Here is a 14,466-nt window from a genome sequence, read left to right as displayed (position 1 = left end):
GGAGTCATCAGCATGCAATTGGGAATCATCGGACTGGGCCGCATGGGCGGCAACATCGCACGGCGTTTGATGAAGCATGGGCATGAAGTCGCGGTCTATGACCGCAGTGCCGAAACCGTGGCCGGCCTCGGCAAGGAAGGCGCCATCACCGCCGATAGCCTTGATGGCGTCATCGCCGCCCTGGCACAGCCGCGGGCCATCTGGGTCATGCTGCCGGCGGGCGCGCCGACCGAACAGACCATCGCCGAGCTGGCCGACCGCCTGGCTCCCGGTGACGTCATCATCGATGGCGGCAACACCTACTACAAGGACGACATCCGTCGCGCCAAGACCCTGGCCGAGAAGGGCATCGACTATGTCGATGTCGGTACCTCCGGCGGTGTCTGGGGCCTGGAGCGCGGCTACTGCATGATGATCGGCGGCAAGTCCGCGGCTGTGGAGCGCTTGGAGCCCATCTTCGAGGCCCTGGCTCCCGGCTACGGCAGCATCGAGCGGACCCGTGGCCGCAACGCCCCGGACGAGCGTGCCGAGCGCGGCTTCATCTTCACCGGTCCGGCCGGTTCGGGTCACTTCGTCAAGATGGTGCACAACGGCATCGAGTACGGCCTGATGCAGGCCTACGCCGAGGGCTTCGACATCCTCAAGATGAAGAACAGCGACAAGCTGCCGGAAGACGAGCGTTTCGAGCTGGACCTGGCCGACATCGCCGAAGTCTGGCGCCGTGGCAGCGTGGTGTCCTCCTGGCTGCTGGACCTGACCGCCCAGGCCCTAGCCGGCGACGTCGAGCTGGAGAAGTTCTCCGGTTCGGTGGCCGACAGCGGCGAAGGCCGCTGGACCATCGAGGCGGCCATCGAGGAGGCGGTGCCGGTCAACGTCCTGTCCGCTGCCCTCTATGCGCGCTTCCGTTCTCGCCAGCAAGCCACCTACGCCGACAAGCTGCTGTCGGCCATGCGCTTCGGCTTTGGCGGCCACGTCGAAATCCCGCAATAAAACCCCGGCCGTTCCCCTGTGGAGCGGCCACGGGCCGCGTCCCGGGGGACGGCATCAGCCGCCCTCGTGGATAAGGCCCTGTCATGACCGATTCTCCTGCCGTTACCCCCAGCACCGCCGCCCAGGAGCGCCGCTCCTGTACCAAGGCGCCCACCGCGCCGCCCGCCACGCTCTTTCTGTTCGGCGCCAATGGCGATCTGGTCAAGCGACTGCTGATCCCCTCGCTATACAACCTGCTGCGTGACGGCCTGCTCGACGACCGCACCCAGATCATCGGCGTCGACCACAATCCCAACACCGACCAAGGTTTCGCCGACCGGTTGGAAGCCTTCATCCGCGACCAGGCCGAAGCCAAGGGCAGGTCCCGGGACGAGGCGCTGGATGCCGATCTCTGGGGCCAGTTACGCGGGCGCATCCGCTATCTGCAGGGTGACTTCCTCGAAGACGCCACCTATCAGGCGGTAGGCGAGCGCATCGCCCAGGCCGACACCGACAATGCCGTCTTTTACCTGGCCACCGCCGCCCGCTTCTTTGGCGACGTCGCCGAGCGCATGGGCAAGGCCGGACTGCTGGAAGAGCGTGAAGACGCCTATCGCCGACTGGTGGTGGAAAAGCCCTTTGGCGCCGACCTGGCCAGCGCCCAGGCGCTCAACCAGCGCCTGCTGGCGAACATGGACGAAAAGCAGATCTATCGGATCGACCACTACCTGGGCAAGGAGACGGTGCAGAACATCCTGGTCAGCCGATTCTCCAACGCCCTGTTCGAGTCGTTCTGGAACAACCACTACATCGACCATGTGCAGATCACGGCGGCCGAGACCGTGGGTGTGGAGTCGCGGGGCGATTTCTACGAGAAGACCGGCACCCTGAGGGACATGGTGCCCAACCACCTGTTCCAGCTGCTGGCCATGGTCGCCATGGAGCCGCCGGCGTCCTTCAATGCCACCTCGGTGCGTGACGAGAAGGCCAAGGTGGTCGGCGCCATCCGCCCCCAGACCACCGAAGAGGCCCTGGCCAATTCGGTGCGCGGCCAGTACGCCGCCGGGACGATGAACGACAAGCCCGTCAAAGGCTATCGCGAGGAAGAGCGGGTCGATCCGCAGAGCGAGACCGAGACCTATGTGGCACTCAAGCTGTTCGTCGACAACTGGCGCTGGGCGGGTGTGCCCTTCTACCTGCGTACCGGCAAGCGCCTGACCGCGCGCGACACCGAGATCGCCATCTGCTTCAAGCACGCGCCCTATGCGCAGTTCCGCGATACCAAGATCGATCGGATGCGGCCCAATTACCTGATCATCCAGATCCAGCCCGACGAAGGCATGTGGTTCGATTTCCATGCCAAGCGCCCGGGACCGCTGGTGGAGCTGGAAAACATCCGCATGGGCTTCGCCTACAGTGACTTCTTCGAGATGCAGCCCTCCACCGGCTATGAAACCCTGATCTACGATTCCCTGATCGGCGACCAGACCTTGTTCCAGCGCGCTGACAACATCGAGAACGGCTGGCGCGCCGTGCAACCCATCCTCGACGCCTGGCAACAGGGCGGCGCGGTGGAAAGCTACGCCGCAGGCAGTGCCGGTCCCGCTGGTGCCGATGAACTCCTGCAGAAGGACGGCCGCTCATGGCATCCGCTGACCTGATCCCCATCGACCTGCTGGTGTCGGATATCGACGGCACCCTGGTGCGTGACGACAAGAGCCTGAGCGAGGCGGTGATCGCCGCCGTCAAGCAGCTGCAGGCGGCCGGCAAGGCCATTACCCTGGTCAGCAGCCGCCCGCCGCGGGCGCTACTGCCGCTGGTACGACAACTTGGCATTCATCAGGCGGTGGCCGGTTTCAACGGCGGCAATCTGGTGAAGGCGGACGGCACCCTGATCCGCGCCCATCGCCTCGCCGAGCCGGTGACGCGCCAGGTGCTGGAGCGGCTGGACAATGAAGCCTTCGAGGTCTGGCTGTTCGCCGACGACCTCTGGCTGACCCGCGATGGTCAGGGTGCCTACGTTCCGCGTGAGACTCGGGCGCTGGGGTATGGGCCGACTGTGGTGGAATCCTTCGAACCCTACCTGGATCGCGTCGACAAGATCGTCGCCGCCGGTAGCGATCACGCCGGCCTTGAAGCCCTGGAAGGCGAGTTGGGCGAGCGGCTGGGAGAGGGCGCCACGGTGCTGCGCTCCCAGCTCTATTATCTCGACATCACCCACCCCAAGGCCAACAAGGGCGATGCCCTGATCGAACTGGCCCAGGCCGCGGGCGTACCGGTGGCGCGCACCGCGGCCATTGGCGATGGCAGCAACGACGTGCCCATGTTCCGCCAAGCTGGCCTGGCCATCGCCATGGGCCAGGCCGGCGCAGGGGTCCGGGAAGCGGCCGACCGGGTAACGGCCAGCAACCAGGAAGATGGCCTGGCCCAGGCTATCGATCGGTGGATCCTGGAGAGCTGATATCGGTCGGTCGATGTTGGGCCTCGCTGCGCTTAGCCCAACCTACAGGATGCCTAGGTTGGGTTGAGGCGATTCCACCGCCGAAGCCCAACCGGGTTGGCCCTCGATCCGGGTGGCAAAGGCTGCGCCGTTTTCCACGCTATGGTCTGGTGGGTGATGTTGGGCTTCGCTTGCCCTCAGCCCAAGCTACAGGATGCCTAGATTGGATCGAGGCGGTTCCACCGCCGAAGCCCAACAGGGCCTGCCTTCGCACCAAGTGGAAAAGGCTGCGCCGTTTTCCACCCGACGCGGGCTCAGGCGAGCGCCTCCTCTCCCTCTGGGATAGGGCCGGGGTGAGGGCCGCCCCAACTCGCGCTACCCCTCGTTCTCCTCCCGATACCCCCGCACATGCTCCACCAGCGCCCGCAGCTTGGGCGCCAGGTTGTGGCGGTTCGGATAGTAGAGGTAGAAGCCGGGAAAGGGCGGCAGATAGTCTTCCAGCACGCGCTCCAGTTCACCCCGCTCCAGATAGGGGCGGAAGGTGTCCTCCATGCCAAAGGTGATGCCGCCTCCGGCCAGGGCGGTGCGCACCATCAGCAGCATATCGTTGGTGGTGATCCGCGGCGCGACGGCCACATCGAAGGCGCGACCGTTCTCGCTGAATTCCCAGCGCCAGGGCGCCACCTCCGGGGCCGGGCGCCAGCCAATGCAGCGGTGGTCCGCCAGTTCGCGCGGGTGTCGGGGGCGGCCATGACGGGCGAAATAGCCCGGGGTCGCCACAGCCACTTCGCGCTGCGGTCCGGTCACCGGAATGGCGATCATGTCCTGCTCGATCACCTCGCCCAGCCGTACGCCGGCATCGAAACCCCACGCGACGATATCGAATTCCTCGTCGGTGACGGTGACGTCCAGGGTCACCTCCGGATAGGCCTCGACGAAGCTGGCCAGCAGCGGCCCATCGAGAAAGCGCTCGGCGATGGAGGTGACCGCGACCCGTAACAATCCGCGCGGCGGGCCGGCGTGACTGGCGTCCTCCAGGGCGCCCAGCAGACCGGCCAGGGGCCCGGCAATCTGCCGCTGCAGGCGTTCGCCAGCCTCGGTCAGCCGTACGCTGCGGGTGGTGCGCTGCACCAGTGAGCTGCCCAGTTCGTCTTCCAGACGGCGGATGGCCTGGCTGACCGCAGAGCGACTGACGCCCAGACGATCCGCCGCCACGCGGAAATTCTCGGCCGTGGCCACCACGACGAAGACCTTGAGCAGATTCAGATCAGTGTGCATTGGTGAGTCTCGCTAACCATGGCAGTCAGGAACGGGGGAATTATCACGACAATGAGCCTTCGCTAAGGTGGTGGCAAGCCTGGAAGGGCACGCAGCCGATCAGCAGATCGTCCAGGCAAACCACCCCATTCGAGAGGAACACTTCATGGCTATCGACAAGGTCGTACTCATCACCGGCGCCTCCAGTGGCATAGGCGCGGGCATCGCGCGCGAACTGGGCGCGGCCGGCTGCAAGCTGCTGCTCGGCGCGCGCCGCAGCGAACGGCTGGAGGCCCTGGCGGCCGAGATCAACGCCGCGGGTGGCGAAGCCGCCTGCCGTCGGCTGGACGTCACCGACAGCGCCGACGTGGCCGCCTTCGCCCAGGCGGCTCGCGAGCGCTGGGGCCGGGTGGACGTCATCGTCAACAACGCTGGGATCATGCCGCTGTCGCCCATGGCCTCACTCAAGACCGAAGAATGGATGCAGATGGTCGACGTCAACATCAAGGGCGTGCTCAACGGCATCGCCGCGGTGCTGCCGGAATTCACCGCCCGTGGCGCCGGGCACATCATCAACCTGGGCTCCATCGGAGCGCTGTCGGTGGTGCCCACGGCGGCGGTCTATTGCGCCACCAAGCACGCGGTACGGGCGATCTCCGAGGGACTGCGCCAGGAGCGCGACGATCTGCGGGTCACCTGCATCCATCCGGGCGTGGTGGAAAGCGAACTGGCTTCCACCATCACCGATCCCGCGGCGCGGGCGATGATGGACGACTATCGCGCCATTGCCCTGCAACCCGACGCCATCGGCCGCGCGGTGCGCTATGCCATCGAGCAGCCGGACGATGTGGACGTCAACGAAATTGTCGTGCGCCCGACCCGCAGCGCCAACTAGACGGTCTCGGCCAGGGCTTCGAGAAAGCGCTCCAGCACCAGATTCGGTCGCCGGCCCTTGCGGGTGACGGCGGCCAGGGTGGTGTCGAAGTGAAAGCGCTCGGGATTCAGGGCGCGCAACTGACCCTGGGCCACCCAGGGCTGGGCGACGTGGTCGGGCAGGTAGCCGATGTAGCAACCGGTGAGGATGAGAAAGGCCACGCCTTCGCGATCCGAGGCGCGTGCCGTGCAGTTCAGCGCGGCATGGCGTTCGTGGCCGTCCTGGTTGAGGAGGTGATTGGGGCCGACGGCGTCCTGAGCGGCCAGGAGGGCGTCGTCCAGCGCCGCGTCGGCCACTGCGAACAGCGGATGGCTGCGGCTGCAATAGAGCAGGGCGCGCTCTTCGTAGAGGGGCAGGTAGTCCAGCCCGGCCAGGGCATTGATCAGCGGCAGCACGCCCAGGTGCAGGTGGCCGTCGAGCACGCCGGTCTCGATCTCGCCGGGCAGGGTCATGCCGATGTTGACCACTACCCCCGGCGCGGCGCGCTTGAGCGCGGCCAGGGCATGGGTGATGCGCATGCGCGGCTGGGTCACCAGATTGTTGATGATGCCAAGGTTCAGCTCGCCACGCAGGTGCTGGTGCAGCTGGTTGACCTCGCTGCGAAAGCCTTCCAGGGCGGCGAACAGCGACTGGCTGGCCTTGAGCACCTCGCGGCCTTCGTCGGTCAGGGAGAAACCGGCGCGCCCGCGCTGGCAGAGGCGCATGCCGAGGCGTTTTTCCAGGTCGTTCATGTGCAGGCTGATGGCCGAGCGGGTGATGCCCAGCCGGCCTTCGGCAGCGGTGAAGCTGCCGCACTCCACCACCGTCTTGAACAGTCGCAGCAGGCGGATCTCGAAATCGCCGACCTGGGCGAGCAGGGCCTTGCGCGTCGTCTTCATGGCTGCCACCGCAAATGCGGGACAGCATAAGGCGCCGTCGGGAGCGGCGCCAGCGACCGGTTTTAGGCGCCGATCAGGACCCGGCTGCGCTGCCGGGTGACCTGCTTGACCACCCAGACCGCGGCGATGCAGCAGAGCAGGGTGATCAGCGTCAGGCACAGGCGGGTGCCCAGGTACTGGGCGAAGTTCTGCTCACCCAGCAGGCGACCCAGCACGCGATAGGCGCCGGCGAGATAGCCGTGCAGGAAGTAGATGGCGAAGCTGTAGGCGCCCAGCAGGGCCATGCCCTTGGTCAGGCGGCTCTCGGCGTATCCCGGCGCCTTGACCTTCTGGCTGAAGACCGCGAACAGCAACAGGCACAGTGCCAGTTTCTGCAGCCCGTAGAAGGCGCTGTCGAGTACTGCCGCGCCACTCAGCAGCAGCAGGGCCGCCAGCAGCCAGTAACGCGCCTGGGGCCGTTGCAGCCGCTCGCGCTGTTCGCAGGCCAGCATGCCGCAGAGGTAGATCGGCAGGAAGTGCAGGGCCGCCAGCAGCGGATCGGCGTCATTGATCGGGCGATCGGACACCAGGAAATACAGCAGGCCGACCATGGTCGCCGCCGGCAGCAGGCCACGCTTGACGATCCACTCCAGGGCCGGCGCGAGCAGGAAGATCAGCGTCAGCGCCGGAATGAACCACAGCGGACCCAGGTGGGCGCCAGTGGCCAGCAGCAGCGCGGTCTGGGCAAAGGGCGGCCAGTCGTGGAAGGCGTTCATGTCGATCCACTCGTGTTCCTGCTTGAGTCCGGAGACATAGAGCAGTACGGCGGGAATCGAGATCAGCAGATAGGGGAGGATGACGTTCTGCAGCTTTTTGCCCAGATAGACCTGGTAGCTGTATTTGCCGAGGTTGTAGCGAAAGAAGAAGCCCGAGAGCGCGACGAAGATGCAGGTGGTTTCCAGCGACAGCAGATTCAGGGCGATCTGCTGATGTTCGGTGGTCTGGTAGCTGCCCACGGTCATGTGGTGGAAAACGATGAGAACGGCCGCCAGGCCGCGGATCCAGTTGAGCTGAATCAGCATAGGGGAGGTTTCCTTGAGGAATAGCTAAACCGCGCGCTCTGCCTCGGGGGAGGGGCACGGGTTGGCAAAAGCGGAAAGTTGGGTACGCGGCAGAGACGGCGGACAGGCTACCGCGCCCGGCTGGACTACGCGCCGGGAGAAGAGGTGAGGCGAGGGTGCCTCGGCGCCACGGGACTACGGTGGCAGGCGGCCAGCTTAAAGTGTTTCAGGCAAGTTACTGATTACTAATCAAATTTGTTGGTTTCAAGATGTTTCTTGGGTGCCGAGTTGGCACGGATAATTGCGTCTATAGAAGGCTTTTCAGCCAATCCGTGACTGCAGGAAGCGGCGTGGTTCTCCCCGCCAGTTTCTTTTGATTTAGCGAGTTAGAACCCGTGATTGGGTGAGTTTTAAGATGTTTAGGCGCGAGAAAAAAATCATTTAACTCACGCAAGACTGGGCGCACTCTGCAGGCTCAATGTCACCGCCCGAGGCCCCGTCATGAACCAGCCGCTGACCGTTTCGCCACCTGTCGCCGCCCAGCTCAACCTGCGTGCCCACTGGATGCCCTTTACCGCCAATCGCGCCTTTCAGAAGGATCCGCGCATCGTGGTGGCCGCCGAAGGCAGCTGGCTGATCGACGACCAGGGGCGGCGCATCTATGACAGCCTCTCCGGACTCTGGACATGCGGCGCCGGTCACTCGCGCAAGGAGATCCAGGAAGCCGTGGCGCGCCAGCTGGGCACCCTCGACTATTCGCCGGGCTTCCAGTACGGCCATCCGCTGTCCTTCCAGCTGGCCGAAAAGATGGCCGAGCTGACCCCGGCGGGTCTGGACCATGTCTTCTTCACCGGCTCGGGTTCCGAGAGCGCCGACACCTCGGTCAAGCTGGCGCGGGCCTACTGGCGCATCAAGGGTCAACCGGCCAAGACCAAGCTGATCGGCCGGGCCCGCGGCTACCACGGCGTCAACATTGCCGGCACCAGCCTGGGCGGCATCGGCGGCAACCGGAAGATGTATGGCTCCTTCATGGACGTCGACCATCTGCCCCATACCCTGCAACCGGGCATGGCCTTCACCAAGGGCATGGCCGAGACCGGCGGCGTCGAGCTGGCCAACGAGCTGCTCAAGCTGATCGAGCTGCACGATGCCTCCAATATCGCGGCCGTCATCGTCGAGCCCATGTCCGGCTCGGCCGGAGTGATCGTGCCGCCGGTGGGCTATCTGCAGCGCCTGCGCGAGATCTGCACCCAGCACGACATCCTGCTGATCTTCGACGAGGTCATCACCGCCTTTGGCCGCATGGGCCGTCACACCGGCGCCGAATTCTTCGGCGTGACGCCAGACATCATGAACGTGGCCAAGCAGGTCACCAACGGCGCCGTGCCCCTGGGCGCGGTGATCGCCAGCAGCGCCATCTACGACACCTTCATGAACCAGGCCACGCCTGAGCACATGGTCGAGTTTCCCCATGGCTACACCTATTCGGCCCATCCGGTGGCCTGTGCCGCGGGTCTGGCGGCGCTGGAACTCATGGCGCGAGAGAATCTGGTGCAGCAGGCCGCCGAGCTGGCACCCAAGTTCGAAGCCTCGCTGCATGGCCTCAAGGGCGCCAAGCACGTGGTGGACATCCGCAACTGCGGCCTGGCCGGTGCCCTGCAGCTCGCCCCGCGTGATGGCGATGCGGTAATCCGCCCGTTCGAGGCCGGTATCGCCCTGTGGAAGGCCGGCTTCTACGTCCGCTTCGGCGGCGACACCCTGCAATTCGGGCCCACCTTCAACGCCAAAATCGAAGACCTGGATCGCGTCTTCGCCGCGGTCGGTGACGTCCTCAATCGCCTCGACTGACCCTCTTTCCGGCGCTTCCCCGTGGAAGCGCCCATCCCTCGTACAAGGAGTCCCTTCATGAGTCCCAAGCATCTCATCGGCGGCCAGCTGGTCGACGGTGGCAGCCGCCGCGCACCGGTCTACAACCCTTCCACGGGCGCGGTCATCCGCGAAGTACCCCTGGCCGATGCGGCCACCCTGCAGCAGGCCATCGATGCCGCCCAGGCCGCCTTTCCGGCCTGGCGCAATACCCCGCCGGCCAAGCGCGCCCAGGTGCTGTTTCGCTTCAAGCAGCTGCTGGAGAGCAACGAAGAGCGCCTGGTGCAGCTGATCAGCGAAGAACACGGCAAGACCCTGGAAGACGCCGCCGGCGAATTGCGTCGCGGCATCGAGAACGTCGAATACGCCACCGCGGCACCCGAGTTGCTCAAGGGCGAATACAACCGCAACGCCGGTCCGAGCATCGACACCTGGTCCGACTTCCAGCCCCTGGGCGTGGTGGCCGGCATCACCCCCTTCAACTTCCCGGCCATGGTGCCGCTGTGGATGTATCCGCTGGCCATCGCCTGCGGCAACACCTTCATCCTCAAGCCCAGCGAGCGCGACCCCAGTTCCACCCTGGCCATCGCCCAGCTGTTCGAAGAAGCCGGCCTGCCCAAGGGCGTGTTGAACGTGGTGCATGGCGACAAGGAAGCCGTGGACGGCCTGATCGACGCCCCCGAGGTCAAGGCGCTGAGCTTTGTCGGCTCCACCCCCATCGCCGAATACATCTATGCCCGCGGCACCGCCAAGGGCAAGCGCGTCCAGGCCCTGGGCGGCGCCAAGAACCATGCGGTGGTCATGCCCGACGCCGACCTAGGCAACACCGTCAATGCTTTGATGGGCGCCGCCTATGGCTCCTGCGGCGAACGCTGCATGGCCATCTCGGTGGCGGTCTGCGTCGGTGACCAGGTCGCCGATGCGCTGATCGCCCGGCTGGTGCCGGAGATCGAAAAACTGAAGGTCGGCCCGGGCACCCAGTGCGGCCTGGACATGGGCCCGCTGGTTACCGGCGCGCACCTGGACAAGGTCACCGGCTATGTCGTCGATGGCGTGGCGGCGGGCGCCAAGCTGGTGGTGGACGGCCGCAGTCTCAAGGTTGCCGACCACGAAGAAGGCTTCTTCCTCGGTGGCTGCCTGTTCGATCAGGTCACCCCGGAGATGCGCATCTACAAGGAAGAGATCTTTGGTCCGGTGCTCTGCGTGGTGCGGGTCAAGAGCCTGGCAGAGGGCATCGCCCTGATCAATGCCCACGAGTACGGCAACGGCACCTGCATCTTCACCCGTGATGGCGAAGCGGCGCGACTGTTCGCCGATCAGATCGAAGTGGGCATGGTCGGCATCAACGTGCCGTTGCCGGTGCCGGTGGCCTACCACAGCTTCGGCGGCTGGAAGAGATCGCTGTTCGGCGACCTTCACGCCTATGGCCCCGACGGTGTGCGCTTCTACACCCGGCGCAAGACCATCACCCAGCGTTGGCCGCAGCGCGAGGCCCAGGAGGCTTCGCAATTCGCCTTCCCCAGCAACGGTTGAGTCAGCCGGGTAGTGGCAACGCTGGCGTCACAGGCGCCAGCGTTGCTGCTTCAGCACTATCCAACGTCCTGTTTGCTTTGGATTTGAGGTGAATAGCCGCGTTGCGCTCCCGCATGGACTTCATCAGCGGCTGTGGCTCCAGCCAACGCTGGACGCTCCCTGTCCTGGCTGGCGGAGCCGCGTGCCACCTAGTGCATGCTTTCTGTTCAGACATGTATTGCCTGAGAAAAAGATGAACAAACCCTTGCTAGGTCAGACGGTATTGGTCACTGGCGCATCTGGCGACATTGGAGGTGCGATCGTTCGGTAGATAGCGAGCCAAGGGGCCAAGGTCATCATCCATTACAGTAGCGACAGAGGACGTGCCGAGCATCTGCTCGCCAGCATCGGTGGCGTCGGGCATCTCGTTTGTGGCGACCTGGGAAGTGACGGTGGGCCCGTCGAATTGTGGAACCAGGCTATGGCCATCACGGGTCGCATAGATGCCTTGGTGAACAATGCCGGGGTCCGCAACGAGGTTTCGGTGGAAGCTGACCATGCGGAATGGCAGAGGGCTTGGCGGAGCGAGTTTCAGATCAATTTCTTTGCCGCTGCGGACCTGTGCAAGGAGGCCATAAGCCATTTCCGGTCGAACGGAAGTGGCCGCATCGTCAATATGGCAAGCCGGGCAGGGCAGCGGGGCTATTCCGCTAATGCCATGCAGTATGGGGCGTCGAAAGCGGCACTCATCAATCTGACCAAATCTATTGCCACCTCATTCGGCGCTGACGGGATCACTGCGGTAGCCATAGCGCCTGGCTGGGTGGGTACCGAAATGGCGGAAAGCTTCATGGCTATTCACGGTCAGCAAGCTGTGACGCGGGATATTCCGATCGGCCAGGCTGTTGCGCTGGAAGAGCTTGGCGAGTTGGTAGCCTTTGTTCTACGGACTTCGCAGCGCTCATTAAACGGCGCAACGCTTGATATCAACGGTGGAAGCTACATCCGATGACAACGCCTGACCGTTAGAAACCCCATTCCTTGGCCTGCCGCACAGCAGGCCGGCCAGGGAAGGCCTTACCCTTCGGCTGCCCTTAGCCGCCGAAGCCCCCATGCCTGCCCTTACCTTCACAGCCGTCGCCCGTCTCGGGTGTGTGATTGGCCTCCTGCTCGCGAGCCTGACCGGCTGCACCAGCCAGTCCGCCCAGGACATTGCCCGGCAATTCGGCAAGACCCGCCCCAGCGAATTCCTGCAGACCAGCTCCGACCGCATGGCTACCCTCGCCATGCAGGCCAATCTGCAGAGTCTCTATCGGCTGATGAACAAGCTCTACCTGCGCAATCCGGCCGAATGGAAGAAGACCGGCCTGCCCGATGCCGCCAGCGCCGAGCGCGAGATCCGCATGGCCATCGAGCAGCAGCGCAGCCTGCCTGCGCTGGGCGGACGCAAGGACGTGGCGGCCCTGAGCTACGTGCTCGACGACGACTACCGTGGCGACCGCGTCGGCGCCTTCATCTATGCCATCGGCAGCATGATCATCGCGGCCCACGGCAATCGCACCGAGTTCTACATCACCGATGTGGTGAATGCGCGCTTCGTCAACAACGCGGCCCGCAACATCGAAAAGGCCACCTGGCTGCTCGGCCAGCGCAAGAACGCCGAGGACGAACCGCTGCTGTTCGCCAACGAGATCTCGGAGGAGGGCAGCAACCTCAGCTTCGCCACCGAGTTCGGCAAGATCGTCGCCCGCCTGGACTTGCTCGCCCAGTTGCTGGACGAGCGCTATCGGCGCATCGGCGTCAACTACGCCCAGAGTCTGCTGTTTATCAATTTCCTGCCGGTGCAGTAGCGCCTTCGACCGGGCGTCCCTTAGAGTCGAGCGACCTCGACAACCATAACAAGGGGTTCTCTCATGGTCGCTGCCTTGCGCATCGCCCTCATCGGCGCCGGCAACATGGGCCGCCAGTACCTGCATCATCTTCAATCCGTGCCGAGTGCCCGGCTGTGCGGCCTGGCCGATCCCGATCCGAGGGCGGCCGAGCTCGCCGCGCAGTGGGCCGTGCCGCATTTCCGCGATCATCGGCAGCTGCTGGAAAGCGTGCGCCCGGAAGCGGTGATCGTCGCCAATCCCAACGCCCTGCATGTGGCCACCGCCCTGGATTGTCTGAATCTGGGCATCCCGCTGCTGCTGGAGAAGCCCGTGGGGATCACGTCAGCAGAGGTGGCTCAGTTGCTGCACGCCCAGCGCGACCGGCGCGTGCCACTGCTGGTCGGGCATCATCGTCGCCACAATCCGCTGATCGCCAGGGCTCATGAACTGTTGCGCCAAGGCGCACTTGGCCGCCTGGTCACCGTCACCGCGCTGTGGCAACTGCAGAAGCCTGAGAGCTATTTCGAGAGCGCCTGGCGCCGCGAAGCGGGGGCCGGGATGCTGCTCACCAATCTGATCCACGACCTCGACCTGCTGCGTCATCTCTGCGGTGAGGTGCGCCAGGTCCAGGCCTTCGCCGACAACGCCCTGCGCGGCTACGCCAATGCCGACAGCGCCGTGATCAATCTGCAATTCGAGAGCGGCGCCCTGGGCAGTCTCACCGCCAGTGACGGCGCCGTCGCGCCCTGGAGCTGGGAGCTCACCAGTGGCGAGAATCCGGTCTATCCCCACCAGCCTGACCAGTCCTGCTACCTCTTCGCCGGCACCGAAGGCGCCCTGAGCGTGCCGCAGCTGCGCCTCTGGCGCTATGCCGAGCCGGGCGCCGGCTGGCACCAGCCGCTTGCGACGGAGGTGCGGGCCGCGGCCCCGGACGAGGCCTTGCGGCTGCAGCTGGAGCACTTCGTGCGGGTCGCGCGGGGAGTGGAGGCTCCCCTGGTCAGCGCCGAGGATGCCGCCCGTACCCTGGCGCTGGTGGCCGCCGTGGAGCGCGCCGCCGCCAGCGGCACGGCGCAGCACCCGGCAACGCCCTTGCCAGACTAGCGGTCCTTACAGCGGCTTGGTCAGTTCCTTGGCGCGGTCATAGGCCTTGGAGAAGCCCTTGAGCGACAGGCTTTCGCTGGCGGTCTCGCCGTTGGCGACCGGGGTGGTCACGGTCAGGCGACCGCCGCGCTGCAGCTGCTTGAAGACGTCACCGACGAATTCCACCGGCACCACGCAGCCCTGGGGGATGCAGGTGTGGAAGGGCCGATTCTCCAGGCTGCGCTTGTCGATCTGCAGCGAGATCGGCTTGGTCACCGCCACGCCAAAGGGCAGCACCAGGATGCCGTCCACGCCTTCCCGATTGGGGCGCAACTCGGTGACCAGCATGCGCTGGCCCTTGGCGCTGTCCTTCTGCTGGGTGATGGCGCATAGCTGCGCGGAGCGGTCCGCGTTGCGGGCGATGCGGCAGATCACCTGCCAGTCGCCATACTTCTCCGTGACTGACGGCTGGGGTTCCTGGGCGTTGGCAGGCGCCGACTGGGCGAAGGCCTGGCCGGCGAGCAGCAGAGGCGCGAGGAACAGGGCCGAGCGGAGGAAGCGCTGAGACATGGAGAGTCCTTGGCAGGAGAGAAAGAGCCTCAAGGGTAGGGCATCGCTC

Annotated in this window: 13 protein-coding genes; 9 read left to right on the top strand and 4 right to left on the bottom strand. The window is 65.2% G+C overall.

Translation table 11 applies throughout. The annotated features are described in order from the left end of the window. Window positions 1-12: 12 nt before the first annotated feature. From gnd to AABM56_RS15525, 3 genes are all read left to right on the top strand, one after another. Entirely contained in the window at window positions 13-990 is a 978-nt protein-coding gene (gene gnd / locus AABM56_RS15535; protein ID WP_133862430.1) for a phosphogluconate dehydrogenase (NAD(+)-dependent, decarboxylating), read from the top strand. Window positions 991-1,073: 83 nt separating this feature from the next. Beyond that, the gene (gene zwf, locus AABM56_RS15530) at window positions 1,074-2,630 is read left to right on the top strand and encodes a glucose-6-phosphate dehydrogenase (RefSeq protein ID WP_133862429.1); all 1,557 of its coding nucleotides are present in this window, start codon (window positions 1,074-1,076) and stop codon (window positions 2,628-2,630) included. Continuing rightward, window positions 2,612-3,430 carry an HAD family hydrolase gene (locus tag AABM56_RS15525; RefSeq protein WP_347883449.1) on the top strand — a complete coding sequence of 273 codons (819 nt, stop codon included), beginning with the start codon at window positions 2,612-2,614 and terminating at the stop codon, window positions 3,428-3,430. Before zwf ends, AABM56_RS15525 begins: the two co-directional genes overlap by 19 nt. A 354-nt stretch (window positions 3,431-3,784) precedes the next feature. On the opposite strand, the gene AABM56_RS15520 is transcribed toward AABM56_RS15525, so the two are convergent. Next, a complete protein-coding gene (locus tag AABM56_RS15520) occupies window positions 3,785-4,687 on the bottom strand; it encodes a LysR family transcriptional regulator (RefSeq protein WP_133862427.1) in 903 nt (300 codons plus the stop codon). Between the two features lie 145 nt (window positions 4,688-4,832). Between AABM56_RS15520 and AABM56_RS15515 the strand changes: the two genes are divergently transcribed. Beyond that, window positions 4,833-5,561 (top strand): SDR family oxidoreductase, encoded by a 729-nt coding sequence (locus AABM56_RS15515; protein ID WP_133862426.1) that lies wholly within the window; start codon window positions 4,833-4,835, stop codon window positions 5,559-5,561. On the opposite strand, the gene AABM56_RS15510 is transcribed toward AABM56_RS15515, so the two are convergent. Further along, a complete protein-coding gene (locus AABM56_RS15510) occupies window positions 5,558-6,478 on the bottom strand; it encodes a LysR family transcriptional regulator (protein WP_133862425.1) in 921 nt (306 codons plus the stop codon). The two genes, AABM56_RS15515 and AABM56_RS15510, sit on opposite strands and share 4 nt — an antisense overlap. A 62-nt stretch (window positions 6,479-6,540) precedes the next feature. Next, window positions 6,541-7,539: an acyltransferase gene (locus AABM56_RS15505; RefSeq protein WP_133862424.1), complete on the bottom strand. Its 999-nt coding sequence runs from the start codon at window positions 7,537-7,539 to the stop codon at window positions 6,541-6,543. A gap of 480 nt (window positions 7,540-8,019) precedes the next feature. Here AABM56_RS15505 and AABM56_RS15500 point away from each other — a divergent pair, with 480 nt between their 5' ends. The 5 genes from AABM56_RS15500 (at window position 8,020) to AABM56_RS15480 (ending at window position 13,868) form a co-directional block, all read left to right on the top strand. Beyond that, window positions 8,020-9,366, top strand: a complete 1,347-nt coding sequence (locus AABM56_RS15500; RefSeq protein WP_133862423.1) for an aspartate aminotransferase family protein — start codon at window positions 8,020-8,022, stop codon at window positions 9,364-9,366. A gap of 57 nt (window positions 9,367-9,423) precedes the next feature. Then, the gene (locus AABM56_RS15495; RefSeq protein ID WP_133862422.1) at window positions 9,424-10,917 is read left to right on the top strand and encodes a CoA-acylating methylmalonate-semialdehyde dehydrogenase; all 1,494 of its coding nucleotides are present in this window, start codon (window positions 9,424-9,426) and stop codon (window positions 10,915-10,917) included. 310 nt (window positions 10,918-11,227) lie between these two features. Further along, window positions 11,228-11,908, top strand: a complete 681-nt coding sequence (locus AABM56_RS15490) for an SDR family oxidoreductase (RefSeq protein ID WP_347884129.1) — start codon at window positions 11,228-11,230, stop codon at window positions 11,906-11,908. Window positions 11,909-12,008: 100 nt separating this feature from the next. Then, window positions 12,009-12,746: a hypothetical protein gene (locus AABM56_RS15485; protein WP_133862421.1), complete on the top strand. Its 738-nt coding sequence runs from the start codon at window positions 12,009-12,011 to the stop codon at window positions 12,744-12,746. Between the two features lie 63 nt (window positions 12,747-12,809). Next, window positions 12,810-13,868: a Gfo/Idh/MocA family oxidoreductase gene (locus AABM56_RS15480; protein ID WP_347883448.1), complete on the top strand. Its 1,059-nt coding sequence runs from the start codon at window positions 12,810-12,812 to the stop codon at window positions 13,866-13,868. Between the two features lie 6 nt (window positions 13,869-13,874). Here AABM56_RS15480 and AABM56_RS15475 read toward each other — a convergent pair whose 3' ends face one another. Then, window positions 13,875-14,417: an invasion associated locus B family protein gene (locus AABM56_RS15475; protein WP_133862419.1), complete on the bottom strand. Its 543-nt coding sequence runs from the start codon at window positions 14,415-14,417 to the stop codon at window positions 13,875-13,877. Between the last annotated feature and the right edge of the window lie 49 nt (window positions 14,418-14,466).

Source organism: Pseudomonas aestiva (assembly GCF_039908605.1).
Lineage (GTDB): Bacteria > Pseudomonadota > Gammaproteobacteria > Pseudomonadales > Pseudomonadaceae > Chryseomonas > Chryseomonas aestiva.
The sequence above is the reverse complement of the archived record's forward strand: the minus strand, read 5'-3'. Positions and strand labels throughout refer to the sequence as shown.